At 58.6% G+C, this 23,426-nt stretch carries 29 protein-coding genes and 2 tRNA genes; 18 read left to right on the forward strand and 13 right to left on the reverse strand.

The genetic code is table 11. From position 1 onward, the window contains the following. The first annotated feature begins 77 nt into the window (after nt 1-77). Nucleotides 78-1,364 carry a phage tail sheath family protein gene (locus JSS95_14710; GenBank protein MBS1801063.1) on the forward strand — a complete coding sequence of 429 codons (1,287 nt, stop codon included), beginning with the start codon at nt 78-80 and terminating at the stop codon, nt 1,362-1,364. 139 nt (nt 1,365-1,503) lie between these two features. Here the strand turns inward: JSS95_14710 and JSS95_14715 are convergent, their stop codons facing one another. The 3 genes from JSS95_14715 to JSS95_14725 all read right to left on the reverse strand — a co-directional run bounded on the left by JSS95_14715 (nt 1,504) and on the right by JSS95_14725 (nt 5,001). Then, nucleotides 1,504-2,952 (reverse strand): zinc dependent phospholipase C family protein, encoded by a 1,449-nt coding sequence (locus JSS95_14715; protein MBS1801064.1) that lies wholly within the window; start codon nt 2,950-2,952, stop codon nt 1,504-1,506. Nucleotides 2,953-3,193: 241 nt separating this feature from the next. After that, nucleotides 3,194-4,408 (reverse strand): IscS subfamily cysteine desulfurase, encoded by a 1,215-nt coding sequence (locus JSS95_14720; GenBank protein ID MBS1801065.1) that lies wholly within the window; start codon nt 4,406-4,408, stop codon nt 3,194-3,196. 128 nt (nt 4,409-4,536) lie between these two features. Continuing rightward, entirely contained in the window at nt 4,537-5,001 is a 465-nt protein-coding gene (locus JSS95_14725; GenBank protein MBS1801066.1) for an Rrf2 family transcriptional regulator, read from the reverse strand. Nucleotides 5,002-5,292: 291 nt separating this feature from the next. Between JSS95_14725 and JSS95_14730 the strand changes: the two genes are divergently transcribed. Then, nucleotides 5,293-5,496: a hypothetical protein gene (locus tag JSS95_14730; GenBank protein MBS1801067.1), complete on the forward strand. Its 204-nt coding sequence runs from the start codon at nt 5,293-5,295 to the stop codon at nt 5,494-5,496. A 106-nt stretch (nt 5,497-5,602) separates the two neighbouring features. Here JSS95_14730 and JSS95_14735 read toward each other — a convergent pair whose 3' ends face one another. After that, nucleotides 5,603-6,187: a CDP-alcohol phosphatidyltransferase family protein gene (locus JSS95_14735; protein ID MBS1801068.1), complete on the reverse strand. Its 585-nt coding sequence runs from the start codon at nt 6,185-6,187 to the stop codon at nt 5,603-5,605. A gap of 144 nt (nt 6,188-6,331) precedes the next feature. On the opposite strand from JSS95_14735, the gene JSS95_14740 reads away from it, so the two are divergent. Together JSS95_14740 and JSS95_14745 are read left to right on the forward strand one after the other, a co-directional pair. Further along, nucleotides 6,332-6,408, forward strand: a tRNA-Val gene (locus tag JSS95_14740). 101 nt (nt 6,409-6,509) lie between these two features. Continuing rightward, complete coding sequence (locus tag JSS95_14745) at nt 6,510-6,698, forward strand: 50S ribosomal protein L28 (protein ID MBS1801069.1); 189 nt, start codon at nt 6,510-6,512, stop codon at nt 6,696-6,698. Between the two features lie 75 nt (nt 6,699-6,773). On the opposite strand, the gene msrB is transcribed toward JSS95_14745, so the two are convergent. Both msrB and JSS95_14755 read right to left on the reverse strand, forming a co-directional pair. After that, entirely contained in the window at nt 6,774-7,196 is a 423-nt protein-coding gene (msrB, locus tag JSS95_14750) for a peptide-methionine (R)-S-oxide reductase MsrB (protein MBS1801070.1), read from the reverse strand. A gap of 68 nt (nt 7,197-7,264) precedes the next feature. Beyond that, a complete protein-coding gene (locus JSS95_14755; GenBank protein MBS1801071.1) occupies nt 7,265-7,666 on the reverse strand; it encodes a RidA family protein in 402 nt (133 codons plus the stop codon). A gap of 205 nt (nt 7,667-7,871) precedes the next feature. Between JSS95_14755 and JSS95_14760 the strand changes: the two genes are divergently transcribed. From JSS95_14760 to JSS95_14770, 3 genes are all read left to right on the forward strand, one after another. Further along, nucleotides 7,872-8,294 carry a hypothetical protein gene (locus tag JSS95_14760; protein MBS1801072.1) on the forward strand — a complete coding sequence of 141 codons (423 nt, stop codon included), beginning with the start codon at nt 7,872-7,874 and terminating at the stop codon, nt 8,292-8,294. 72 nt (nt 8,295-8,366) lie between these two features. Beyond that, nucleotides 8,367-8,759 carry a LysM peptidoglycan-binding domain-containing protein gene (locus JSS95_14765; GenBank protein MBS1801073.1) on the forward strand — a complete coding sequence of 131 codons (393 nt, stop codon included), beginning with the start codon at nt 8,367-8,369 and terminating at the stop codon, nt 8,757-8,759. Nucleotides 8,760-9,016: 257 nt separating this feature from the next. Further along, nucleotides 9,017-9,415, forward strand: coding sequence for a YXWGXW repeat-containing protein (locus JSS95_14770; protein MBS1801074.1), 399 nt, complete (start codon nt 9,017-9,019; stop codon nt 9,413-9,415). Between the two features lie 189 nt (nt 9,416-9,604). On the opposite strand, the gene JSS95_14775 is transcribed toward JSS95_14770, so the two are convergent. Together JSS95_14775 and JSS95_14780 are read right to left on the reverse strand one after the other, a co-directional pair. Continuing rightward, entirely contained in the window at nt 9,605-9,907 is a 303-nt protein-coding gene (locus tag JSS95_14775; protein MBS1801075.1) for a hypothetical protein, read from the reverse strand. Further along, nucleotides 9,907-10,599, reverse strand: a complete 693-nt coding sequence (locus JSS95_14780) for a hypothetical protein (protein ID MBS1801076.1) — start codon at nt 10,597-10,599, stop codon at nt 9,907-9,909. The genes JSS95_14775 and JSS95_14780 overlap by 1 nt, the downstream gene beginning before the upstream one ends. A gap of 118 nt (nt 10,600-10,717) precedes the next feature. Here JSS95_14780 and JSS95_14785 point away from each other — a divergent pair, with 118 nt between their 5' ends. Together JSS95_14785 and JSS95_14790 are read left to right on the forward strand one after the other, a co-directional pair. Then, nucleotides 10,718-12,823, forward strand: a complete 2,106-nt coding sequence (locus JSS95_14785; protein ID MBS1801077.1) for a S9 family peptidase — start codon at nt 10,718-10,720, stop codon at nt 12,821-12,823. A 196-nt stretch (nt 12,824-13,019) separates the two neighbouring features. Beyond that, nucleotides 13,020-13,196 (forward strand): hypothetical protein, encoded by a 177-nt coding sequence (locus JSS95_14790; GenBank protein ID MBS1801078.1) that lies wholly within the window; start codon nt 13,020-13,022, stop codon nt 13,194-13,196. 77 nt (nt 13,197-13,273) lie between these two features. On the opposite strand, the gene infC is transcribed toward JSS95_14790, so the two are convergent. Then, on the reverse strand, nt 13,274-13,864 hold the full coding sequence (gene infC / locus JSS95_14795) for a translation initiation factor IF-3 (GenBank protein ID MBS1801079.1): 591 nt from the start codon (nt 13,862-13,864) through the stop codon (nt 13,274-13,276). Nucleotides 13,865-14,151: 287 nt separating this feature from the next. Between infC and JSS95_14800 the strand changes: the two genes are divergently transcribed. Then, nucleotides 14,152-14,718: a response regulator gene (locus tag JSS95_14800; protein MBS1801080.1), complete on the forward strand. Its 567-nt coding sequence runs from the start codon at nt 14,152-14,154 to the stop codon at nt 14,716-14,718. A 217-nt stretch (nt 14,719-14,935) separates the two neighbouring features. Here JSS95_14800 and JSS95_14805 read toward each other — a convergent pair whose 3' ends face one another. Beyond that, nucleotides 14,936-15,208, reverse strand: coding sequence for a hypothetical protein (locus JSS95_14805; GenBank protein ID MBS1801081.1), 273 nt, complete (start codon nt 15,206-15,208; stop codon nt 14,936-14,938). A 172-nt stretch (nt 15,209-15,380) separates the two neighbouring features. Here JSS95_14805 and JSS95_14810 point away from each other — a divergent pair. From JSS95_14810 to JSS95_14835, 6 genes are all read left to right on the forward strand, one after another. After that, nucleotides 15,381-15,467, forward strand: a tRNA-Leu gene (locus JSS95_14810). Nucleotides 15,468-15,603: 136 nt separating this feature from the next. After that, nucleotides 15,604-16,407 carry an indole-3-glycerol phosphate synthase TrpC gene (gene trpC / locus JSS95_14815; protein MBS1801082.1) on the forward strand — a complete coding sequence of 268 codons (804 nt, stop codon included), beginning with the start codon at nt 15,604-15,606 and terminating at the stop codon, nt 16,405-16,407. 9 nt (nt 16,408-16,416) lie between these two features. Then, nucleotides 16,417-17,079, forward strand: coding sequence for a phosphoribosylanthranilate isomerase (locus tag JSS95_14820; protein ID MBS1801083.1), 663 nt, complete (start codon nt 16,417-16,419; stop codon nt 17,077-17,079). A 309-nt stretch (nt 17,080-17,388) separates the two neighbouring features. Continuing rightward, nucleotides 17,389-17,559: a hypothetical protein gene (locus JSS95_14825; protein MBS1801084.1), complete on the forward strand. Its 171-nt coding sequence runs from the start codon at nt 17,389-17,391 to the stop codon at nt 17,557-17,559. A gap of 54 nt (nt 17,560-17,613) precedes the next feature. Beyond that, nucleotides 17,614-17,784: a hypothetical protein gene (locus JSS95_14830; GenBank protein ID MBS1801085.1), complete on the forward strand. Its 171-nt coding sequence runs from the start codon at nt 17,614-17,616 to the stop codon at nt 17,782-17,784. Between the two features lie 109 nt (nt 17,785-17,893). Further along, nucleotides 17,894-18,805 carry a hypothetical protein gene (locus tag JSS95_14835; GenBank protein MBS1801086.1) on the forward strand — a complete coding sequence of 304 codons (912 nt, stop codon included), beginning with the start codon at nt 17,894-17,896 and terminating at the stop codon, nt 18,803-18,805. Nucleotides 18,806-18,921: 116 nt separating this feature from the next. Here the strand turns inward: JSS95_14835 and JSS95_14840 are convergent, their stop codons facing one another. Continuing rightward, nucleotides 18,922-20,835: a 30S ribosomal protein S1 gene (locus JSS95_14840; GenBank protein ID MBS1801087.1), complete on the reverse strand. Its 1,914-nt coding sequence runs from the start codon at nt 20,833-20,835 to the stop codon at nt 18,922-18,924. A gap of 306 nt (nt 20,836-21,141) precedes the next feature. On the opposite strand from JSS95_14840, the gene JSS95_14845 reads away from it, so the two are divergent. Further along, the gene (locus JSS95_14845; GenBank protein MBS1801088.1) at nt 21,142-21,714 is read left to right on the forward strand and encodes an HIT domain-containing protein; all 573 of its coding nucleotides are present in this window, start codon (nt 21,142-21,144) and stop codon (nt 21,712-21,714) included. 485 nt (nt 21,715-22,199) lie between these two features. On the opposite strand, the gene JSS95_14850 is transcribed toward JSS95_14845, so the two are convergent. Further along, a complete protein-coding gene (locus tag JSS95_14850) occupies nt 22,200-22,745 on the reverse strand; it encodes a nuclear transport factor 2 family protein (protein ID MBS1801089.1) in 546 nt (181 codons plus the stop codon). 203 nt (nt 22,746-22,948) lie between these two features. Here JSS95_14850 and JSS95_14855 point away from each other — a divergent pair, with 203 nt between their 5' ends. After that, nucleotides 22,949-23,113 carry a hypothetical protein gene (locus JSS95_14855; protein MBS1801090.1) on the forward strand — a complete coding sequence of 55 codons (165 nt, stop codon included), beginning with the start codon at nt 22,949-22,951 and terminating at the stop codon, nt 23,111-23,113. Nucleotides 23,114-23,137: 24 nt separating this feature from the next. Here the strand turns inward: JSS95_14855 and JSS95_14860 are convergent, their stop codons facing one another. Beyond that, the gene (locus JSS95_14860) at nt 23,138-23,425 is read right to left on the reverse strand and encodes an antibiotic biosynthesis monooxygenase (protein ID MBS1801091.1); all 288 of its coding nucleotides are present in this window, start codon (nt 23,423-23,425) and stop codon (nt 23,138-23,140) included. Nucleotide 23,426 lies beyond the last annotated feature (1 nt).

Raw genomic sequence — 23,426 nt, forward strand, 5'->3', positions numbered from 1 at the left:
GCTTCTTTAGATGATAACTCGGACTGTTTTGGTGCGCCATAGGGCACGAAATTTTGACCGTACCTAAACCTGTCCGAATGTGGCATAACTCCAATAGCAGGAGTAGTCTGCTGCACATGCCGAAACCATCCCCGGGGAGCGCCCCTGAGCCTCCAGCGAAGGCTCCATCCGCATGTAAGGCCCCCGATGTGTACATCGCCGATCCCGAACCGGCCAATAAAGCCATTCCGTCCGTGGATACAAGCACTGCGGCCTTCGTCGGCCCGGCCCTGAACGGCCCAGCAGGGGCAGCCTCGCCTCTCCTTACCAGCTTCTCCGGCTTCCAGTCCGTCTACGGAGATGTCTCCGACATTGCCTTCTCCAACCCGCCACGCGGTACGGTAAAAAACTACCTGGCCCTGAGCGCTAAAGCGTTCTTTGACAATGGAGGCCAGAGGCTCTACGTCTCGCGGGTCACCTCGCCGAACGGAAAGAACGCCGCACCTCCAACCGGAGCCGACTACGTAAGAGCGCTCTCCGCACTCAGCGGCCTGCGCGACGTGGCAGTCGTCGCAGCTCCCGGAGGAACCATCGCTGCAATCGCAGGCGTCTCGTCCGTAGCCCCCATTCATGCGGCGTTACTGGATCACGTCAACCAACCGGCAGCGTATCGCTTCGCTGTGCTCGACCCCCCGCCCGGCTGCTCCTCGAGCGACGTCGAAGATCTCCGTGCCAGCATCGACTCCATCAACGCAGCCCTCTACTACCCCTGGATCACAATCGCTGACCCGCGCACGGGAGCGAAAAAGCTGTCACAGATTACCGTGCCGCCCTCGGGATTTCTCTGCGGTATCTACGCCCGCACCGACAGCCAGCAGGGAGTCTTCAAGGCCCCGGCGAACCAGGCTCTGACAGACGCCATCGCTCTCGAACGCATGATAGCCAACCTGGAGTCGGACGCGCTGAATACCCTGGGCATCAACTGCCTCCGCTCCTTCCCCGGACGCGGAAACCTCGTGTGGGGCGCACGAACCATCTCCTCCGACCCCGAGTGGAAGTACGTCAACGTCAGGCGCTACTTCCTCTATCTCGAGCACTCCATCGACCAGGGAACGCAATGGGCCGTCTTCGAGCCAAATAATGAGCAACTATGGACAGCGGTTCGCCTGAGCATCAGCAACTTCCTCTACAGCGAATGGAAGAGTGGCGCACTGATGGGCGCGAAATCCGAACAGGCATTCTTCGTAAAATGCGACCGCACCACCATGACGCAGAACGACCTCGACAACGGGCAGTTGATCTGCGAGATTGGCGTAGCTCCTCTAAGACCGGCTGAGTTCATCATCTTCCGCATCGGGCAAAGACCGCCGACGCAAAGTGATTAGTGCATTTCCCTTAGGTGTAGTTCTTGCCTTCAGGGCCGAAGGCCTGCCAACATACCAGCCTGGGCCGAAGATCAACCAAAGCGCTGAAGGCGCGACACATACCTTCTCGGACAGGAACTACACCTCAACGGAAAACTCTTTATTGTGCGGGTTCACCATAAGTGTTGCTATCAGCGCCATACGTCGGGAACGGAAGGGGCTCGTTGCTGGTCGGCATATTGCGTAGAGTCGCCAGATCGGCCTGCAATGTCTTCCAGGTTGCGGAGTTCTTCTTCGTGGCAAACGGCAAACTCATATCTGAGTAATACGCCAGAATGTCCTCCTTAATTCCCGGAGGAATGGGCTGTGCAGGCTTGGCAACCAGCCGATGCAGCAGGTTGCAATACGTGCTGTCCGTCAGAGGATATCCACTGGGATGCACGGGAAGCCCCGTATCAAGATCGCGGTTCTGCAGCGGATGTCGGGGATCGTAAGAATCCCTCACAACAACCTGAGATGAACCCGGCCTTGGAGTCAACGGATCGGTAGGCGGAGGCTCCGAGTGAGTATCTTTAGCTGCGGCCTGCGAAGCTCCTGGGCCGACCGCAGGCGGCGGTGTGAAGCGGTGAAGAGTGAAATTCAACAGATCGGTGGAACGCAGAACTGACCGCGTGTATTCCAGATCGGTGTCCACGTTAGGGCCTTTGACAGCAACAAACTTCAGCGGACCAACCTTGGGCAGAATGTAGATCAATCCGGCAAGCGAATAGGTTCCGATACCCGCCTTTTTCCGATACGCATCCCAGTTATTTTCATGAGCGACGACGGCAAGCTCCGATGTCAGGCGCTGAAGCTCGGGCGAATCGACAATTGGCGGCTCCTTGTGCCGGTGAAGCAGCGTTACGGCGTAAGCGACCCGCGGAATAAAATTCCGCACCGCGAACCGATAGCCTTTGACGTTGATACGTTTTCCTCTGCCTGCCGAAAAATCCTCAGCCAGCCCATACGTCTGATAGAACGCCAGTTCCAGTTGCCACCGCGGAACTTCGAGACCGGCGTGCCTCAAATAGTGCACCGGAGCAAACCGCGCATGAGCAATCTCGTTGATGTCATACGCAAACTCTGTCCTGACGTGCTGCGACTCGCCCTGCGCATAGCTAACGGACCTTCCATAGCGCGCGCCCAGCTTTGGGAACTCGATCGGAACCGCCAGATTCGTCGCCTCGGAGTGGCCGATGTTGTCTCCGATAAAGTGCGACAGCGCCCCCACTGCGAATGCCAGCTCATCCGCATTGCCGGCATTCCGAAACAAATTGACGACGAAATCACCCGAACGAACATAGTGCGTAAGGTTCGAGAAGAACGCATCCCCGAAGGGATAGTAGCCGATGTCCTGGATGACGCAGCCGCCATAGGCGTAGGCGCGGGCGTGCTCAATCTGTGCGGGAGTCAACGCCGGGTAACGGCTCTTGAGCAGAGGGACGATCGAAGCGTCCCACGTCAGGTCGATAAGCTGCTCGTGCGTCAGCAGCGAGTAGCCGCCTGCGGTAGGAGCTGCAAACAAGCAGAGGAAAAGAAGTGCCGTGAAGAGCCTGGAGAACTTTTGCATTCGTCTCTGCCGCAAGAGTATCTCAGAACCGCGGCACCTGGTTGACGCGTTATTTCAACGCCAGGTTGCCATCTTCCAGAGCAAGAAGACAAACAATCCTATGAGAGGGACCCAAATGCTTTTGTTCTTATAGCGATTCCAGCTTGGCGGGTGCTTGCGAAGATCTTTAGCAATCTGATCAAAAAACGATGGGCGGACAGCGCGACTGCGTTTGTCCGCCCATGAGCTTTTGCGCGACATTTTAGTGGGCGGCCCACTCGATCTTCGTCAGGTCGATGCCTTCCTTGACCATCTCGTACAGCGGGGAAAGCTCACGGAGCTTCTTCACCACGTCGATGATCTTGTCGGAGACATAATCGACCTCAGCCTTGGTGTTGAACCGGCCAAGACCGAAGCGGATCGACGAGTGCGCGACGTCGTCGCCCAGGCCCAGCGCCTTGAGCACGTAACTGGGCTCGAGCGTGGCCGAGGTGCAGGCCGAGCCTGACGAGACGGCAATGTCGTTGATGCCCATCAGCAGGCTCTCGCCCTCGACGTAGACGAAGCTCATATTCAGATTACCCGGCAGGTGATGCTCCATGTTGCCGTTGACGTGAACGTAGTCGAGCGCCGCCTCCAGCTTGGCCTTCAGGTAGTCGCGAAGCTCCGTCTCGCGCTTGCCCTCAGCTTCCATCTCATTCATCGCGATCTCGCAGGCCGCACCCAGACCAACGATGCCGGGAACGTTCAGCGTGCCTGAACGCATACCGCGCTCATGCCCGCCGCCATTAATCTGCTCAGAGATCTGCACGCGCGGATTGCGGCGGCGAACATACAGCGCACCAACCCCCTTCGGCCCGTAGATCTTGTGACCAGAAAGCGAGAGCACATCGATGTTGTCCTTCTGCACATCGACGGGAATCTTGCCTACAGCCTGAACGCCGTCAGTGTGAAAGAGGATGCCCTTCTCGTGGCAGAGAGCGCCGATCTCGCGGATAGGCTGCACGACGCCGATCTCATTGTTCGCATACATGATCGAGACGAGGATGGTCTTGTCGTCCATAGCGCGCTTCAAGTCTTCGATATCGATCAGGCCGTCGGCGCCGACTGGAAGATAAGTGACACGGTAGCCCTGCTTCTCGAGTTTCTTGCAGGTGTCGAGCACGGCCTTGTGCTCCGTGACCTGGGTGATGATGTGGTTGCCTCGCTCGCGGTACATCTCCGCGATGCCCTTCAGCGCGAGATTGTTTGACTCGGTCGCACCCGAGGTGAAGATGATCTCCTTGGCGGTCGCGCCGATCAGTTTCGCCACCTGCTCGCGCCCTTTTTCGGTCGCCTTTTCAGCCTCCCAGCCGAAGCTGTGATTGCGGCTGGCAGCGTTGCCGAAGATACCCGTCAGGTACGGCATCATCGCCTCGAGCACGCGCGGATCCAGCGGCGTCGTCGCATGGTTGTCCATGTAAATAGGCAGGTGCACGCCCTCGGGGAGCTTTGTGGCCGATTCGGTAACGATCATTCCATTTCCATTGCTGCTCATACTGTTGTTCTCCAAAACTTCAATAAAAATCTCGCGCCGGAGAAGCCGCCGGCTGGCTGTATCGCTCGTTAGAGAGCGATGGTGACCAGGCCGCCGCCCACCGTCGTGCCGCGCGATGGCGCGCTTTCAGTGGACTCGACCAGGTCGGAAATATGAATCCCGCTCAGCAGTTCTTTAATGCTGTCGTTTACCTTGCGTAACGGTTCTTTGATGGTGCAGGTGCTCGTCAGGTCGCACGCGCCGTGAATCGTAATGCAACTGGTGATGAACAGCGGACCGTCGATGGCGCGGATCACCTCGAAGGCCGAGATATCTTTGGCCGGTCTGGCGAGGGCATAACCGCCGTTCGTTCCCGCATGGGAGACCAGAATGCCCGCCTTGGCCAGCGTCTGAAGGATCTTGGCCAGCAACTGCTGCGGAATGTGATATGCCTCTGCGATGTCCTTGGCGCTCTGCGCAGAGTCACCCGCCTGCTCGCCCAGGTACTTCAGGGCCATCAGTCCATAATCGGCTTTTTTGGTCAGCCTCAGCATCTGATTCGTGAACTCCGCCCTGCGAAATTACGCTGCGGGGCTTAACGGACAATTTCAGTCCTTATTCAGTGTAAGTCCGCTTTGGCAGTGCTGCAAGCAGATACCGGCCCGGGTATTGGGGTCAATTTGGGGTTTATTAAGGGCACGGCTTCAGCCGTGCCGCAAAGTCTGCGAAAATATCCGGGCTTTCGCCCCTGAGTTCAATTTTCGAACTGACCCGTCACCCGGCCTGTCCCAGCGCAATTCGCACCCCGGCAGATTGCCCTCCGGCGGGGTTGACAAGCAGCATGGGTGCGGGCAGAATCCATACCAATCCAACCTGTCTCCCCATCCATGACCGCCCACTGCAAACACCCCATTGTTAAGATCGTCTCCCGCGACGAGGACGCTGAATTTGTCGAATGCCAGACCTGCGGCGAGATCTTCGATTCGGCAGAGTTCTTAGACATCGCCATCGAAGAAGCCGTGGACGAAGAGAACGAGGACCGCAAATAGACAGCTTTCATTCTTTGAAACCCTGAGCGGAGTCGAAGGACCTGCGATTTTTGCAGGATGCTCAGGATGAACGGCCACAGATTCTCCGGCACCTTGGGAAGCTGCCCTAAACCGTCGCTGGCGTGTTGATTCTGCGCAGCACAATCCACGCATACTGTGCCGCTGAGATCGGCGCCAGTACTGCGACCAGACGCAGCAAACCATTCGAGAGCACTCCCACGCGGGCGGCGGCCGACAGTCCTGCCGAGGCGAGCACCCTCTCCGACATCACCGTCACGACCGCAAGTATCTGCACCAGGGTATTCAGTTTTCCCAGCCAGCTTGGACGAAAATCCCGCAATGTACCCGTCGTGAAAAGCAGGGTCGAGATCAGAAGAATCCCCAGGTCACGGCTGAAGACCAGCACCGTCACATAGCGCGGAATCAGCGACACATGCGTCAGCACCAGAAACAGAGTGCTCAGCAGCAGCTTGTCGGCGATCGGGTCGAGATACTGCCCCAGCGTCGTCCTCTGGCTCAGCCAGCGCGCCAGCAGGCCGTCCAGGGCATCGGTCACTCCCGCCAGCAGAAACAGGGCAAACGCCATTCGGAAGTCGTTGTAGAGGATCTCGATGACGATGAACGGCACGATGAACAGCCTTAGCAGCGTCAACAGGTTCGGTGTGGCTCGAATTTGGCTGAGGAATGACACTCTTGATGGCGTTGTTCTGGGGTCTGTCTATCGTAACCGAGAACGTCCAGCCCGGAGAACAACTTGGCCTCCGGCAACCGGAACCTGCCCGGTCTTCGGTTGCGACCGGCCGCCGGTTCCGGTTACACTAATGAGACGCACTACAGGCGCGTAGCTCAGTTGGTTAGAGCGCTACCTTGACACGGTAGAGGTCAGCGGTTCGAATCCGCTCGTGCCTACCACTTCCGAAGCCGGGCATAGTTTCCATAGCCCGCCAAAGTTCCAGTCCAAACACCGGACGGAACCTATACGGAAGCTCTGCGACAAAAGATTGGAGTAAGTCATGGCTCAGAAATGTGATCTTTGCGGCAAGGGACCGCAGTTCGGCAACAACATCTCCCACGCCCACAACACCACCCGGCGTCGCTGGAACGTGAACCTGCAGTCGGTCAAGGCCGTCGTCGACGGAGCTTCGAAGCGCGTTCGCGCCTGCACAAGCTGCATCAAGTCCGGCAAGATCGTCAAAGGCTAAGCCGCACCCTCAGAAACAAGATCGCCCCAGCCGCATCGTTCGCGGGCTGGGGCTTTTCCTGTTTTTCTACACAACTTACTGCTTCTTGAACGCCAGCGACGCGCTGTTGATGCAGTAGCGCATCCCTGTGGGCTTCGGCCCATCCGGAAAGACATGCCCCAGGTGGGCTCCGCAGTTCGCACAGGTCACTTCGATCCGGCGCATCCCATGCGCGTTGTCCTCGTGCGCCTCGATCGCGTCCGCCGAAACCGGAAGCCAGAAGCTCGGCCATCCGCTGCCTGAATCGAACTTCTTGTCCGAAGTGAACAGCGGCGCATTGCAGGCCCCACAGTTGTAGGTTCCCGTCTCGTGATTGTTCAGCAGGGAGCCGGTAAAGGCACGCTCGGTTCCCTTCTCGCGCATCACATGGAACTGTTCCGGCGTCAGCAGTTCGCGCCACTCCGCCTCGGTCTTGTGGGCCTTCTCGACCTTGCCGGTTGTTTTTAGACTCTCAGACATCTCGTCCTCCCTCATCTCGATCTGTACCTGATTAGATGGAGATTTTTCACAAGCGCATACAGCCTGCCTCAGGCAACGTCGCGCGCGATGACCTCGATCTCGACCAGCGCGTCTTTGGGGAGTCCCGCAACGGCTACCGTCGAGCGCGCAGGCGGAACGATGCCCTCGGGAGCAAAATACTTCTCGTAAACGGCATTCATTGCGGCAAAATCGCCCATGTTCTTCAGGAAGACCGTCGTCTTGACCACATGTTCAAGGTCCAGGCCTGCTTTCGCGAGCACGGCCTTGATGTTCTCGCACACGCGCACTGTCTGCTCGGCGACGCCGCCCGCGACGAGCTGGCCGGTTGCCGGGTCGAGCGCGACCTGCCCTGAGGCATACAGCGTGTCTCCCACGCGCACAGCCTGCGAGTAGGGTCCAATGGCCGCAGGGGCCTCTTTGGTGGAGATTGCAGTCTTCTTTTCGCTCATGGGTGCAAGTCTACCCTTCCTAAGGCGACCCGCACAAAGAGCGACCCGCACAAACTCAGCCATCCGCAAACATTTGCGGCAACCCGCGACCTCAAAACCGCCTCTCAGTCAAAACCGAGGAAATTTCTCATCGGGTAACACACAGGCCTCCAGTCCGGACGTATGATTCCGGCCAGTACGATTCCATGCAAGAGGAGACAACGTAATGGGAATTCTTGACACAATTACTCAATTGGCGGGACAAGCGGGCAGCGCGGCCCAGGGCGACCAGGCCAAAGTTGCCGGCGGCTTCATCGAGGCGCTGACGGCGCATCCAGAGGGCATTCAGGGCGTCCTCGAAAGTCTGAAGACCAACGGCATGGGCGACCACATCGGAAGCTGGCTCTCCGGACAGGCCCAGACAGCCACCGCCGACCAGGTACAGCAGGGACTCGGCCCCACCGGCCTGATCGAAAAGACCGCCGAGCACGCCGGCGTCTCCCCGGCCGTCGTCTCCGCGGCGCTGGCCACCATCCTGCCCATGGTCGTGCAGCACTTTGGAGCCAACAACGCCAGTGCCCAGCCGGGCGAGCAGGGCGGCGGAATGGCCGGCCTCGCGCAGTCCGTTCTGGGCAAACTCCTCTCGTAACTGCTTCAAACCGACAGCAACAATACCAACCCATGGCCGGCATGGACCGGCAATGAATGAAGGAGAAGAAGTATGGCCGATCTGGAACAGTTGAAGCAGAAGTATGCCGGCGTCATCTCTACCATTGAGAGCTTCGGCGAATACGGCGCGAATGTCGAAGCCGTCGAACTTGATGGCGAGCAACTCCACCTGAAGGCGACCGTTCCCTCACAGGTCGTCGCCAACCGCGTATGGGATGCCATCAAGCAGGCAGACCCCACCTTTGCCGACCTCAAGCACGAGATCGTCACCTCAGGCGGCGCGGACCAGCCCTACACCGTCAAGTCCGGAGACAACCTGTCGAAGATCAGCAAGCTCTTCTACGGCAATTCGAACAAGTACAACGAAATCGCATCCGCCAACGGAATCGACAACCCCGACCTCATCAAAGTCGGCCAGCAGCTCAACGTTCCACCTCTTGGCTAACAACTACAAAACACACAAGGGCCGCGTCGAACATCTCCGTTCACGCGGCCTTGCTGTTTTCCGAAGCAGCAATTTGGCCAACTACTTGCATCTCATACTGTTGCAGACGGTAAACGGCCCTCCAGCCGACCGCTTCCGGGAAGTTTTGGGCGTATTGTTCTGACAATTTTTCCCGGTTGGCTGGAAGATCGCAAAACGCTCCGGTGGCATACAGGTCTGCGCCACAGCCGGAGCAGAACCAGTACTTGGGAGATGGAATGAAGACAAAATGGCTGCTTGGAGGTCTTCTCGCCGCTGCCACCTTTGGGGCTCCGGCATTTGGACAGATATCCGTTTACATCGGCACGCCGCCACCGCCGATCCGGTATGAGACCCCGCCGCCGATGCCTGAGGTGGGCTACGTATGGATGCCGGGTTACTGGGCCCCTTATGGCGGACGCTACGTCTGGGCGCCGGGACGCTGGTCGCGTCCACCGTACTACGGTGCGGCCTGGCGACAGGGTGGATGGGACCATGACGGCCGCGGCTGGCGCTATCGCGAAGGCTACTGGGACCGGCGAGGCGACTACGACGGCCCTCGCGGGCACGCCTATGGACACTACAAGTACAAGGACAAGGGCCGCGGCCATGGTCACGGTCACGACCGCGACGACTAGGACCGTTTCACAATTAAGGCATCGTCATTCTGAGCGTATAGAGGTATCGTCATTCTGAGCCGAAGGCGAAGAATCCCTGTATTTCGTCTTGGTTCCTCGATCTCTAACTAAATGACGACCAAATCCCCGTCAACGCTTCGACAAGGAGGTCCGGCACATCGCCGGGCCTCTTTCTGCCTCTGCTGAAAACTACTGCGCCTCCGCAGGAACGTGCTCCAGCGGTCCGCTGAAGTAGCTCTGCCGCGCACCGATACGCGCATCCGGATAATCCGGCACGCGGACGCGGATGCTGTGCAGTCCCGAAGCAGGCTCACCGTTGGCCGCAGCCTGCGGCGTGAAGCTCAAAAGATAGTAGTTGTGAATGCGATTGCCGAGCTGATGCAGGCCATTGTCGAAGCCCTTCTGCGTGGTGAAGTTCACATACTCGCCGCCTGAGAGCTCGGCCAGAGCACGCGGCGCATTCTTCTTCGCCGCATTCACCGCCATCACCATCAGGCCAATAGGCCCTGAGCCTCCGCCATAACGCAGATCGCTGCGTATCTCCGTCTTCCCGGAGAAAACGAGACCGAATCCACAACCGTATTCGAGCGGCCCAGCGCGGCAATCACATCCGCCGGCTTCTTGTGGCTGCCATGGTCGCGCGTCTCGCTGATCAGCAGAATGGCGTGGCGATTGCGGTCCTTGCGTTCATCGAGAAGCGCGTTGGCCCACGCCACGGCGTCGAGCGTCGCCGCCTCGGAGTCGTCACAAGGCTCAAGATGGCCAAGCGCCGCGCTCGTCGCTTCAGGCTCAGAGGAGAAGTCGCCCAGCAGCGTAGCCTCCTTGCCATAGCTCGCCACCGCGATCTCGCGGGGAGCTCCTCCCACAATCGCATCGACCATCGTCCCCAGCCCGGTGAGCTTCGAGTACTCCGCCACTGCCGCGCGGCTGCACTGCACCAGCACCACCATCGTCAGGCCAAGCGCGTCCGTGTCTTCATCCAGGTGAATCGTCTGCGGAACGCCGTTATCTTCCACAACAAACTGCGAAGCCTTCAGCGCATAGATCGCTTCGCCCTTCTTCGTTCTCACCGACGCAGGCACAAGAACGACGTTGGCCTGCGAGCGCAGCGTGTACGGCTGCCCGTTCTGCTGTACCGCAGGCTCCTGCGCCACGCCTGTTAGAGCCGCGGCAGAAAAAAGCATCACGAATACACGAGCAAGAGCCTGCATAGCCGCAGTATGCCACGCCGCCGCCATCGGCTGCGTTATCCTCCGTTCAGGGCATCAAACCCCGTTCGCACTACGTTTCGAGACACGATTGATGAAAACAGCCGCCGAAGAATCTCTCCCCCTGCAAAAACTGCACTATCCCAGCGCCCGCACCGTCGATCAGGTTGACGACTACTTCGGCACAAAAGTAAGCGACCCCTATCGCTGGATGGAGGACGTCGACTCCCCCGAGGTTGCCACATGGATCGAGGAAGAGAACAAGCTCACCCGCAGTGTGCTCGACGCCGTGCCCCAGCGTGCCGCAATGCACGCACGCCTGATGGATCTGATCGACTTCGAGCGCTACACCGCGCCGAAGCGCCGTGGCACACGCTACTTCTACTCGCATAACACCGGCCTTCAGAACCAGAACATCGTCTACTGGACCGAAGGCCTCGACGGCGAGCCTACCGTTCTGCTCGACCCAAACACGATGTCTGCCGACGGCACGGTCGCGCTCGGCGGTCTCAGCATCTCTGATGACGGAGCGTTTGCTGCTTATGCCATCGCCGACGCAGGCTCCGACTGGATGAAGTGGTACGTGCGCGATGTCGCCACCGGGCGCGATCTTCCCGACGCCGTCGCGTGGTCGAAGTTCAGCTCAGCCTCATGGCTCAAGGACGGCTCGGGTTTCTTCTACCAGGGCTACGATGCCCCCAAAGCTGAAGCGCTGAAGGCGGCAAACTACTTTCACAAGATCTTCTTTCACAAGCTGGGCACACCGCAGAGCGAAGATCGCCTCGTCTTCGATCGTCCCGACGACAAGGAGCTGAACCTCGGCGCAGCCGTCAGCGACGATGGCCGTTACCTGATGATCTATCAGTCGAAGGGCTCAAGCCCGAAGAACGAGCTCGCCGTCATGGATCTCGCGCACCCCGATGCGCCCATCGTCTCCATCTCAAACGTAGCCGATGCCATCTACTCGCCCATCGACAACGACGGCACACACTTCTGGATCCACACCACGCTCGACGCTCCCAACGGACGCGTGGTTGCCGTCGATCTCGCGCAGCCCGCGCGGGAGCGCTGGAAGACCATCATTCCCGAGAGCCGCAACCATCTCGACAGCGTCAGCATGATCGACGGCACATTGATCGCCAACTATCTCGCCGACGCGCAGAGCCACATCGAGCTGTACACGCGCGATGGCGCATCGCTCGGTCCGCTCAAGCTGCCTGCCATCGGCACCGCCGCGGGCTTCGCAGGCAAACGAACCGACACCGAAACGTTCTTCGTCTTCACCAACTTCACTACGCCGGCGACCATCTATCGGCTCGACATGAAGACGCTGCAATCGGCCCCTTACCGCGAGCCGAGGCTAAAGTTCGACCCCGCGCTCTACCAGACCGATCAGGTCTTCTACACCAGCAAAGACGGCACGCGCGTGCCCATGTTCCTCAGCTACAAAAAGGGATTGAAGCTCGACGGCAGCAATCCCACGCTGCTCTACGGCTATGGCGGATTCAGCGTCTCGCTGCAGCCGGAGTTCTCGTCCGCTCACCTGCTCTGGATGGAGATGGGAGGCCTCTACACGCAACCCAGTCTGCGCGGCGGCGGCGAGTATGGTGAAGCCTGGCATCTCGCAGGAACAAAGCTCAACAAGCAAAACGTCTTCGACGACTTCATCGCCGCGGCCGAGTGGCTGATCGAAAACAAGTACACCTCGCCAAAGCAGCTCGCCATCTCCGGAGCGAGCAACGGCGGCCTTCTGGTTGCCGCCTGCGAGGTGCAACGCCCTGACCTCTTCGGCGCCGTCCTGCCGTCGGTCGGCGTGCTCGATATGCTGCGCTTCGACAAGTTCACCATCGGCTGGGCGTGGAAGACCGACTACGGCTCTCCCAGTGAAGACGAAGCCGAGTTTCACGCGCTCTTCCACTACTCGCCACTGCACAACATCAAGCCCGGCACGGCCTATCCCGCAACGCTCATCACCACCGCCGACCACGACGATCGCGTCTTCCCCGCGCACAGCTTCAAGTTCGCGGCAGCCACGCAGGCCGCGCGGTCGGGGCCAAACCCGATCCTGATTCGCATCGAAACCCGCGCCGGTCATGGTGCGGGCACGCCGCTGTCGAAGCGCATCGAAGCGGCCATCGATCAGTACGCCTTCCTCCTCGCTACGCTGGGCACTCCACCGCGGGCCACTGAAAACACATGAGATGCTCCGGAGTAACCATGCGTTGGTGACCAAATAAGTCATCCCCCTGCAAGATTTTCGGCGATATTTTGGGGTTTTAGAGGCATACTCTGATCATCGCTGCTGTTGCGGAAGCAATTTTGCCCGGATGAGCACGGAGCAAAATGAATCCACCCGCAGGTTCTGCGCGTCCTATGGATGTCACAGAAAGGTCGTTATGAGATTGAAGGCTTCCATCCTGTTTGCTCTCGTCGTAAGCCCGGCCTTCGCCATTGCCGGGCCACGACCGGCGACGCCGCATTTCAAGGGACAGACCGTTCGCGACACGCAGCAGACCGCGCGCAACCGCGTTCCCAAGGCCCGCGTGCGAACGACACAGGCACGCCAACGCTAGACGTCTCTCCTTGGTTCTCCTAAAGCAAACAGGCTCCCGCGATGGGAGCCTGTGCTATTTGCAAACTTGTTGCCGAACTATGCCTCTGCGACAGCCGGTGCAGGTGCAGCCTTTTTAGGCGCTGCCTCTGCCGCCTTCTTCGATGGCGCCAGAATCGCATGGAGCGTGGTCCCTTCCATGCGCGGCATAAACTCGACGAGCCCGGCGTCGCCGATATCAGTAATCAGCCGGTTGATGATCTTGTAGCCCAGGTCGCGATGCGCCATCTGGCGGCCCTTGAATCGCAGCGAGGCCTTCACCTTGTCGCCGTCGTTCAAAAAGCGCACAGCCTGGTTCTTCTTGGTCTGGTAATCGTGCTCGTCCACCGTCACCGAGAACTTGACCTCTTTAATGACGATGACCTTTTGCTTCTTGCGCGCAGCACGGTCGCTCTTGTCCTTCTCGTAAAGGAACTTTCCGTAGTCTTGAATCTTGCAGACAGGCGGCACGGCGTTGGGGGAGATCTCAACCAGGTCGAGCGAGCGTTCACGGGCAATCTTCAGGGCATCGAAGGGGGCCATCACTCCGAGCTGTTCGCCGTTCTCATCGATCACGCGAATCTCGCGGGCACGGATACGTTCGTTGGTACGGATGAATGACTTGGCAGAGCGCTTATCGATCGGTGGAATATTTGCCTCCACAGCGGACCTCTAGGACCGCCATGCGTTTAGTGTTATGGGTTCCGGCGTCCGCCCATCCGGATGCCGCATATTGAAGTATACCACCCACTGAGATGCAGAAGAGACCCGTCATCACCGCATCTTCTTCCAAAGAAATCGACCGCTCACCTCGCCAAAGAACTACCCGGTTTGCCCGCAAGACCGAACTCTTTGTATTGTAAGGAACGCATTTGGGAATCTGTTCCGCTCCCGGTTCAGACCCAATCGAGATCGGATTCAGACAGGGGACCTGCCGTATGAAGCGAAGGGTTTTGCTTGTGGATGACGAAGTTGCCGTCCTCCTTACGTTGAAAGCCGTATTGGAGATCAATGGATTCGAGGTGGAGACCGCCGCCTCTGCGCGCGAAGGTCGCTTGAAGCTGCGCAGTCACGAGTACCACATGGTCATCACCGATCTCAGAATGGAGAGCGACCAGGCAGGAGCGGAGGTCATCGCCGCCGCCCGCTCTGCCGTTTACCATCCCGCCGTCGCCCTGCTCACCGCATTTCCTCTGGCCGATGAAGACTGGCAGGAGATGGGGGCCGACCACATGCTCGTCAAGCCCATGCACACACGCATCCTGCTGGAGCAGATCGACCGTCTCATGGCCGCTCACACCCTCAAGCTCGAAAACGGCGCACAGATACAACCTGCCCGCCCAAAGAGATCCATTGCCACTAAGAAACGTGTTGCCGCAGTCGTCAAAGCGGGCAGCAAGTCGCCGGGTAACGCGGCAGCGAAGAAAGCTGTAAAGGAGCCCGCTAAAAAATCTACCGCGAAGAAGTCCGCTGTAAAGAAGACTCCAGCTCGCAAGCGCGCCTGAAGGTTGCCTTGAAAAGGACGCGGCGTCAGAGCCTGCCCTGAGCGAAATCGAGTGAGCGCCGCAAACGGAATAAATAAAGCGCGGCTTGCACTTTTCACCTCATAGGTAGCCCAGGGGCCAAAGGCGCGACACATGTCAGGCTGGGCCGAAGGCCCAGGTAATGCTGAAGAAAAATTGCTCTAGCCGCCGGGGGAATCTCTTTTTAGCGAAGGAATTTTCAGCGCTGTGTGCGGTCTTTGATGTAGTTGCGAAGCTCCAGGTTGATATCCATCGCCTTTCGCACGCCGTCATCCATCATCCGCAGCCAGTCCGACGCCGGCTCCTTCAGCCCCAGCGTGCCCAGCAGGTAGCCGGTCTGGACGATCACCTCAAGCGAGTTGCTCAACTCGTGGACCAGCTTGCGGACTTCGATCGCTACATCTGCCGGAATGGTCTCGGTGGAAAGGGCATCGCTCAAGGTTCGGGGGGAGGTCACGGTCTGCTTGTCCATATCGTTGGGCGTCTCTGCTGATCTTGGATGATGTCTCTGCTGATGTAGACGCGCAAACTCGCTCCCAGGTCTAATCGCCGCCCGCCGAATTGACAGGGGGTATCGTTTTTGAAAGACTAAAAACTCGCGGTTGCAGTGTTCAGCCTTGCTGGCAGGGCTTAATTCGACCGTTGCCGAAGTGGCGGAATTGGCAGACGCGCATGGTTCAGGTCCATGTACTCGCAAGGGTGTGGGGGTTCGAGTCCCCCCTTCGGCACCAAGTTTATTGGCATAAGATTCAGAGGTAATATCTAGGGAGCGCGGAGCGCTCCCTTTCTGTTTCTGATAAACCGGGTTCCTGCTCTACAAAGCGGTTGTTCTAAATTTTACAGACCATCTACCATCGAATGAGCGACATGCCGACACAGCTCGACAAAATCCTTGCCCACACGCTCCTTGAAGTCAAGGCCCGTAAGGCCGCAGCCGACTACGGCGCCCTGGAACGCAAAGCCGCCACGCACACCCCCCGGGGATTTACCGCGCGCCTCCGGTCGGTCAGCGCCACCGGCCCCGCCATCATCTCCGAGATTAAAAAGGCCTCCCCTTCCAAGGGCCTTATTCGCGCCGATTTCTACCCCTCGGCACTGGCGAAAGGTTTTGAGGCGGCAGGCGCCGCTGCGCTCTCCGTCCTCACCGACGAGGAGTTCTTTCAGGGCTCGCTCGCCGATCTCGAGGCCGCGTCGAAGAGCGTTCAGATCCCCTGCCTGCGAAAGGACTTCATCCTCGATCACTTTCAGGTGCTCGAAGCCCGCGCCTCGGGAGCCGATGCCATCCTGCTGATCGTCGCCGCACATGGCGATGAAAAGCTTCGCGAGCTGCGCGACGAGGCCCGCAGCATGGACCTGGACGTTCTCTGCGAGGTGCACAACCGCCAGGAGATGGACCGCGCTATCAACCTCGGCTTCGGCCTGATCGGCGTCAACAGCCGCGACCTGCGCACCTTCGTCGTCCGGCCGGAGCTGCTGCTCGAACTCGCTGTCGGTCTCCCCGCGGAGACGGTCATGGTGGCCGAGAGCGGAATACGCAGCGCAGCCGAGATCGCCAACCTGCGCGCTGCCGGTTACAACGCATTCCTGATTGGCGAGACGCTGATGCGCCAGCCCGATCCTGCCGCCACGCTCGCCCTGCTGCTCGACCGCGAATACTCAAGCGAGTTCTAAGGCACTGCGATGTGGGTCAAAATCTGCGCCAATACCAACCTTGACGACGCCCTGCTCGCCGCGGAACTCGGCGCCGACGCCCTCGGTTTCGTCTTCGCCGAGAGCAAGCGCAAGGTAACGGCCCAACAGGTGGCCCGCATCACCCCACACCTTCCGGCCGAGATCGAAAAAGCTGGCGTCTTCCACACCCACAGCGCTGAAGAGATCGTCCGCGCCGTCGAGGAGGCCGGACTGACCACCGTACAGCTTCACGGCGGACTCGACGTCGCTCTTACCGAGAAGCTCAAGCAGCAGCTTCCCTCCATCAAGCTGATTCAGACGCTGCATTGGGTAGCGGATGGCTCCGCAGACAGCACGCTTGCTGTAGCCGAGCAGATCGAAAAGATTCGCCGCAACGGAACCACCGACCGTGTCCTTATCGACTCAAGAGTAGGACAGGCTATCGGAGGAACCGGAGTTACGTTCGACTGGAAGTCGGCGGGACAGGTCTTTGAGAAAGCTGGTCGCGAATTAAAGATCATCGCCGCCGGCGGCCTGAAACCGGACAACCTGGCCGAAGCGATGGCTTTGATGCACCCTTGGGGCGTAGACGTTGCCAGCGGGGTTGAGGCATCACCCGGCCGGAAAGACCCGGAAAAGCTGAAATCCTTCCTGCAAATCGCCAGATCCTGATCCGAATTTTCAATCCGGGATAACAACTGGATCGATCGCCAGGGTCATAGCTTCGCCATCGAAGCAGCCTTATCCCTTTGGAATTACTGGAATTTCAGTGCGCTATTCGCCTCGAGGCTACATTCCTTCGGGAAACGCCTGGCTTTTATCACCCGTTAGACATATTACTTCAGTAACAGTATTTCTATAATACTTGGTTATGTAGTTCATAACATTGGACTTATGCCAAAGCCTATCTTATGGTTACTTCATCGCGTTTGTCCAGCGAAATTTTTCTGACGTAAATACAACTTTCGGGGTACGTCCATCATGAAGCACATCGTCCGCGCTACCGTCGTCGCTCTGGTTCTCACCGGCGCAGTCGCCTCCACACAGGCCACCTCCTCCTCCAGCAAGGCCACCGTCACGGCAGCCAAGACCAGCGCCATGCCAATTCCCATGTGCGCTCCCGACGACCCAAACGCCTGCGGTATGCGCTAACACGCTAAACCTTTCACTTTCAACCCATTAGCAGAGAAATAAGGGAGTTTCATCATGAAGCACATCGTTCGCGCAGCCGTTATCGTCCTCGTCCTCACCGGTGCAGCCGCCTCCACACAGGCCACCCCCGCCTCCAGCAAGGCCACCGTCACGGCAGCCAAGACCAGCGCCATGCCAATTCCCATGTGCGATCCCGACGACCCAAACGCCTGCGGTATGCGCTAACTTTGTTCGGGAAACCATATGCATTTTTTTGCATATGACTGATTTAAAAGATTGTGTCTACTCCGGTTATCGGCTAGTTTAATGACAGTCGTCGATCGGAGACGCGCAAATGACGCATAACATCTATCTGGATGTGCTTTCCTACCTTGAACCCTTGCTCTGCGGCCTCGCCCTTGTCATGCTGTTGCGGAGCAAAGCAGCGGGAAAGTTTGCATGCCTTGTAGCCCTGCTCTCTGCCCGGCTTGTGTCATCGTTCGTTTGCATGTTCCTGTTGCTGTTTGGTTCTCGCATCCTGGATCGGCACCTTGCCTATAAGGCATATTTTTATAGTTATTGGCTTAGCTATGCTGTTGAAGCGATCCTTTCCTTGCTGGTTATATACAGCATCTTCAAGCTCGCCATGGCTCCGCTGAAAGGCCTTCAAACTCTTGGAATGCTCGTATTCCGCTGGGTGGGCGCAATCTCAATTGCAGTAGCGTTTGGCGTGGCATTTACTCCGCATCTCACCGGAGTGAAATTCATGGTCACGATGGTGACGCAGTTACAGCAGACGTCGAGCATCCTTACGCTTTGCCTGCTTCTCTTCGTTTGTTTTGCAATTCGCCCGATGGGTCTCTCCTATCGGAGCCGCATATTTGGCGTCAGCCTGGGCCTGGGCTTTCTTGCGACAGTCAGCCTGGTCGATTCCGCGTGGCTGGCTCACAACTCCAACATGAACTCGACAGTAAATCTGATCAATGGGATCGCGGTTTGCGCGACGCTATGCATCTGGTCGGCATACTTCGCCTTCCCCGAAGAGAAGCGCAGGCTCATCGTGCTGCCCACGACATCTCCCTTCCTTCGTTGGAACCAGATCTCCATGGCGCTTGGCGATGAGCCGGGCTATGTTGCTGTTGGAGGCATTCCGCCTGAGTTGTTTGCTCCCGCAGAGTTGGAGATTATGCGCCGCGCCTCGGTTCAGATGGTGACCCCACAGCTCGAATCGCCTTCGCCCGCTGTGCTCCGCTCTTTATCGGCGTAACGAAGACTGCCCGCAGTGAGGGCAAGAGCAACGGCATCTCCTCTGATACAAGACGGACTCGAATAAGAAAGCCTCCCAACCGGGAGGCTTTCTTGTTGCTACTTGCTTTGCTGTGACTACTCGCGCTCGGACTCCGAACGCTTCCAATTGATCAGATCGCCCAGCGTCGTGCTGGAAGAGGACGATGACGAAGAGCTCTTGTGGTCGCGTTCCTTGTAGCTCTCTACCTCGGCGCGGCTTGCCTCTTCGCCTACTGCGCGAATGCTCAGGCCGACTTTCTTCTCTTCCTGGTTCATCTTCACGATCTTGAACTCATGCTCCGAGTCAACATCGAGCTTCACGGGCGTATGGTTCTGGTCGACCGCCTCGGAGACGTGGCACAGACCCTCGACACCCTCCGCGATCTCGACGAAGGCGCCGAACTGCGCCGTGCGCAGGACCTTGCCCTTGATCACATCGCCGATGCGGTGCTGAGCGAAGAACGTGTCCCAGACATCCGGCTGCATCTGCTTGACGCCAAGCGACAGGCGGCGGTTCTCAGGCTCGACGCCCAGAACGACAGCCTTGACCTTTTCACCCTTCTTCAGGACCTCGGAGGGGTGCTTGATCCGCTTCGTCCAGCTCAGGTTCGAGACATGGACCAGACCGTCGATGCCATCCTCGATCTCGATGAAGGCGCCAAAGTCCGTGAGGTTACGCACACGGCCTTCGACGACTGCACCCGTCGGGTACTTGTCTTCGAGCGCCTCCCAGGGATTGTCCTGGAGCTGTTTCATGCCCAGCGAGATGCGACGGTCGTTCGGGTTGACGCTAAGAATAATGGTGTCGACTTCATCGCCCGGCTTGACCATCTTCGACGGATGCTTCATCCGCTTCGACCAAGTCATCTCCGAGACGTGAACCAGGCCTTCGATGCCCTGCTCCAACTCAACGAATGCGCCGTAGTCGGTGACCGAAAGAACGCGGCCGCGCACCTGCGCACCGATCGGGTAGCGCTCGGTGGCGTCGAGCCACGGGTCGGGCGTGAGCTGCTTGAAGCCCAGCGAGACGCGCTGCTTGTCCTTGTCGAACTTCAGCACCTTTACCTGGATCTCGTCGCCGACGTTGACCAGGTCGCGCGGATGCGTCAGGCGGCCCCAGCTCATGTCGGTGATGTGCAGCAGGCCGTCCAGGCCGCCGAGGTCGACGAATGCGCCGTAGTCGGTCAGGTTCTTTACCGTTCCGGTGAGAACGGTTCCCTCTTCCAGCGTCGAAAGCGTGACGGACTTCTTCTCGTTCTGCTCTTCTTCGAGCAGCTCCTTGCGAGAGATCACGACATTGCCGCGCTTCTTGTTCAGCTTGATAACGCGAACCTCAATCTCCTGGCCGAGATAGCCGTCGAGGTTGCGAACGGGACGAATCTCGACCTGCGAGCCGGGAAGGAACGCCTTGATGCCGATGTCGACGGTCAGACCGCCCTTGACGCGGCTGAGAACCATGCCCTTGACGGGGGTCTTGTCGTTGGCTGCAGCCTCCAGAGTGTCCCACACCTTGTGGCGCAGGGCCTTCTCGTAGCTGACCAGATAGCCACCCTCAGCCTCTTCACGCTCAACCACGACCTCAACCTGGTCGCCTGGCTGAACCTTCGGCTGACCGTTGATATCAACGATCTGATCCAGCGGGATGAGTCCCTCAGACTTCAGACCGATATCGACGACAACATGCTTGTCCGTGATCTTGACCACGGTGCCGGTGACGATCACCTCTTCAGCGGTCAGGCTTTGCGCGGCCGCGGACTCTGCCGCCTGCTCACGATCAAAGTTCGCCAGCGCTTCGGCGAAGTCGGCTGCATCGTAGTCGGGCTCTTCGGTCTCGGCCGTGGCGACGGAGCTGGGCTCCGGCACAGTCTCGCTCGAAGAAGCGGTGGTCTGCGGGTTAGAGGTGAATTCAGAAGACAGCTCGGGGTTATCGGCTGTCGCTTCGGGCGCCAGGACTTCCAGTTCGGTGGTCAGGGGTTTGCTCTCGGTTTCGGGATGATGGTTATCTACCATGTGAATGCGTACTCCAGGACCCAAGAGATTTCCATCCATCGCAGGCGACGCTTGTCGAAGGAAAGGGTCGACGATCTCGAAGAGACGGCCGATCATCAATTCCTGGTCGAGCTCGCATTACCGAAGGAATTTACGGCTTTCAGAGGAGCGGCTGCACTTGGGTCCCACACGCAGTGGCTCACTAATAACGATAGAACTTCAACTTCAATACGTCAACCGAACCACCAGAACCTACGCGGTAATTTCATCGTCCGGTCATGCGAATACCGGCTTCGACCATCGCGGCTATACTCGGCATAACCGTCTATGGACCACCTCTGGACTCCCTGGCGTTATGCCTATATCACCCGCAACGACCCCGAGGCACGGTCCGGCGTACCGCCGGAGCTGGCCGGATGGCCCGCGTCCGAAGACAAGCACTGCGTATTCTGCAACATGCTGGCGGCGACCGACTATGCCATCGCGCATGGGATGCCCCGTGAGGAGGCGGAGCGGGCAGCACACATCGTCCATCGCGGTCAGTTCTGCTTTGTGTGCCTGAACGCCTATCCCTACGCGACGGGCCATGTGATGGTCCTGCCGTACCTGCATACCGATTCACTTGCCCAGACTCCTCTCGACGCAGCGCACGAGATGATGGACCTTGCCCAGCGGATGGAGACCTCCCTGCGAAGCGTCTATCGTCCCAATGGAATCAACATGGGGATGAATCTTGGCGAGGCCGCAGGCGCTGGAGTTGCAAATCATATACATCTGCATATCCTTCCGCGCTGGATCGGTGATACAAACTTCATGACAACCACGGCAGAGACCCGCGTACTACCGGAATCGCTCGACGTGACATGGGCCAGGCTTCGCGAGACGTTTCATCGCAAATAGGTGCACCGCTGCTGCAAGCAGGTGCAACGTTACCTGCAAGCGAGCCATCTTACCGAGTAGAAATCGGCTGGATTTCGCCACTTTTGCCTGATTCAACAGACAACAGCACAATGCCTGGAGGGCTCTATGCCACCGCTCCCCAAGTTTCCTCCATCATCGCTTCGTCTTCCTCCTTCGCTTGCCGGTAACTTCGCCAATACTCGGGCGCCTGAACAGCGTCCTTATCTGATATCGGCATCTTTCCGTCGCGCGGAGGTGTCTGGCATGCGAACAGTCGAAAGACGGGCTGTTACTCTTTTTCCCCACGAATCGGAAGATGCGCGTCTCACAGGATCGACCAGGTCCCTCTTCCGCAGGCTGCTCGCGCTGAATCTCCCCATGACGAATGCCACCGATTCGTTCGGCATGAGATCAGGCAAGGGCACACCTCATATAAAGTCTGCGTAAGACAAGCGAACTGACGACGCCTCCCGATAAGACCGGGCTCAGCCAAACCTCGGCTCGTGGGTTGGAGCCTCGGCGGGCCCCTTTGGAATGCCGGATCGGTTGCTCGTCTTCTCGCCGTTCTTCCGCGGCCGGATTCGGGTCGCTTCAAAGCTGGTGATCTTCCACATTCTATTGGGCAAACGCTGGTAGATCCTGGTGTAACGATACGTTCCCTTCACGGAGCCGTCTTCACTCGTGCCCTCCACGTCCGCCTGCGAGGTGACGATCGCGACCGAGCCGACCAGCTTTACCTTCATATCGCTGAGCTCGATCTTGCTGACGACCAGCTTGCGAGTCCGGATACGGTCAAGCTGCTGTGCCTTGGTATTCACCTGGCCCGACATCGAGATGCCGATAAAGTCGTCGGCCAGCATCCTGTCCATCGTCGCCACGTCGCCGGCAAGCTGGGCCACACGCCACTGCTCCTCCAGCGCCTCGACCTCTTTCTTCACATCATGTTTTTTTTCATGACTTTTCGCCGCCGCCTCTGCCTGCCTCGCGCCCAGCAAGGCAACAAAACAGGTCAAAAGGACAACCGCCATCATCACCGACGAAGAAGGAGTGCTGGGGGAGACTCTACGAAAGCGGTTACGGCATACCATGGCGTACCGGATAGTAGACCGCTGCGACGCTGGAGTCAAAATAACTTTCGTTGTATGTGGCTGGTTACCGAAGGCGATTGCCAGTGCCCTCCACAGGGTCATCCTTTGCCGCGGCTGACTGTGTAAACTGTTCGCAGGAGACTGATATGAACGTGGCCATATTTGTAGCCATCTTTGTTGCTGTTTTTGTAGCGATTTTACTTCCGCTCATTCAGTCGGGCATGCAATCGAGAGCAGAGCAGGACAGGGCGCGCGAACGCCGTCTGGCCGAGCACAGGACGAATGCACGGCTCCTGAGACTCAACCTCTAATGCGCGCCTTGTAGCAGGACGGGATCAGCAGACCGCTATCAGGTTTTCCAACTGCCGATCCAGCATCTTCTGATACAGGCCGCCGACGGCGTACTGCTTGAAGTGCGGCGTCTCTCGATGATGATCGACCGCAGCCTTGTCCGCATACTGCTCATAGATGAAGACCGTGGCAGGCTCGCCATCGACGAAGTGGCAGACATAGCTCACGCAGCCTGGCTCGGCCCTTGAGCCCTCCGTCAACCTCGAAAGAATCTCCGCGATCTCTCCCCGATCGGCTGGGTCGAACCGCATCCTTACCGTAAAGCTCACCATC

The organism is Acidobacteriota bacterium, from assembly GCA_018268895.1.
Lineage (GTDB): Bacteria > Acidobacteriota > Terriglobia > Terriglobales > Acidobacteriaceae > Edaphobacter.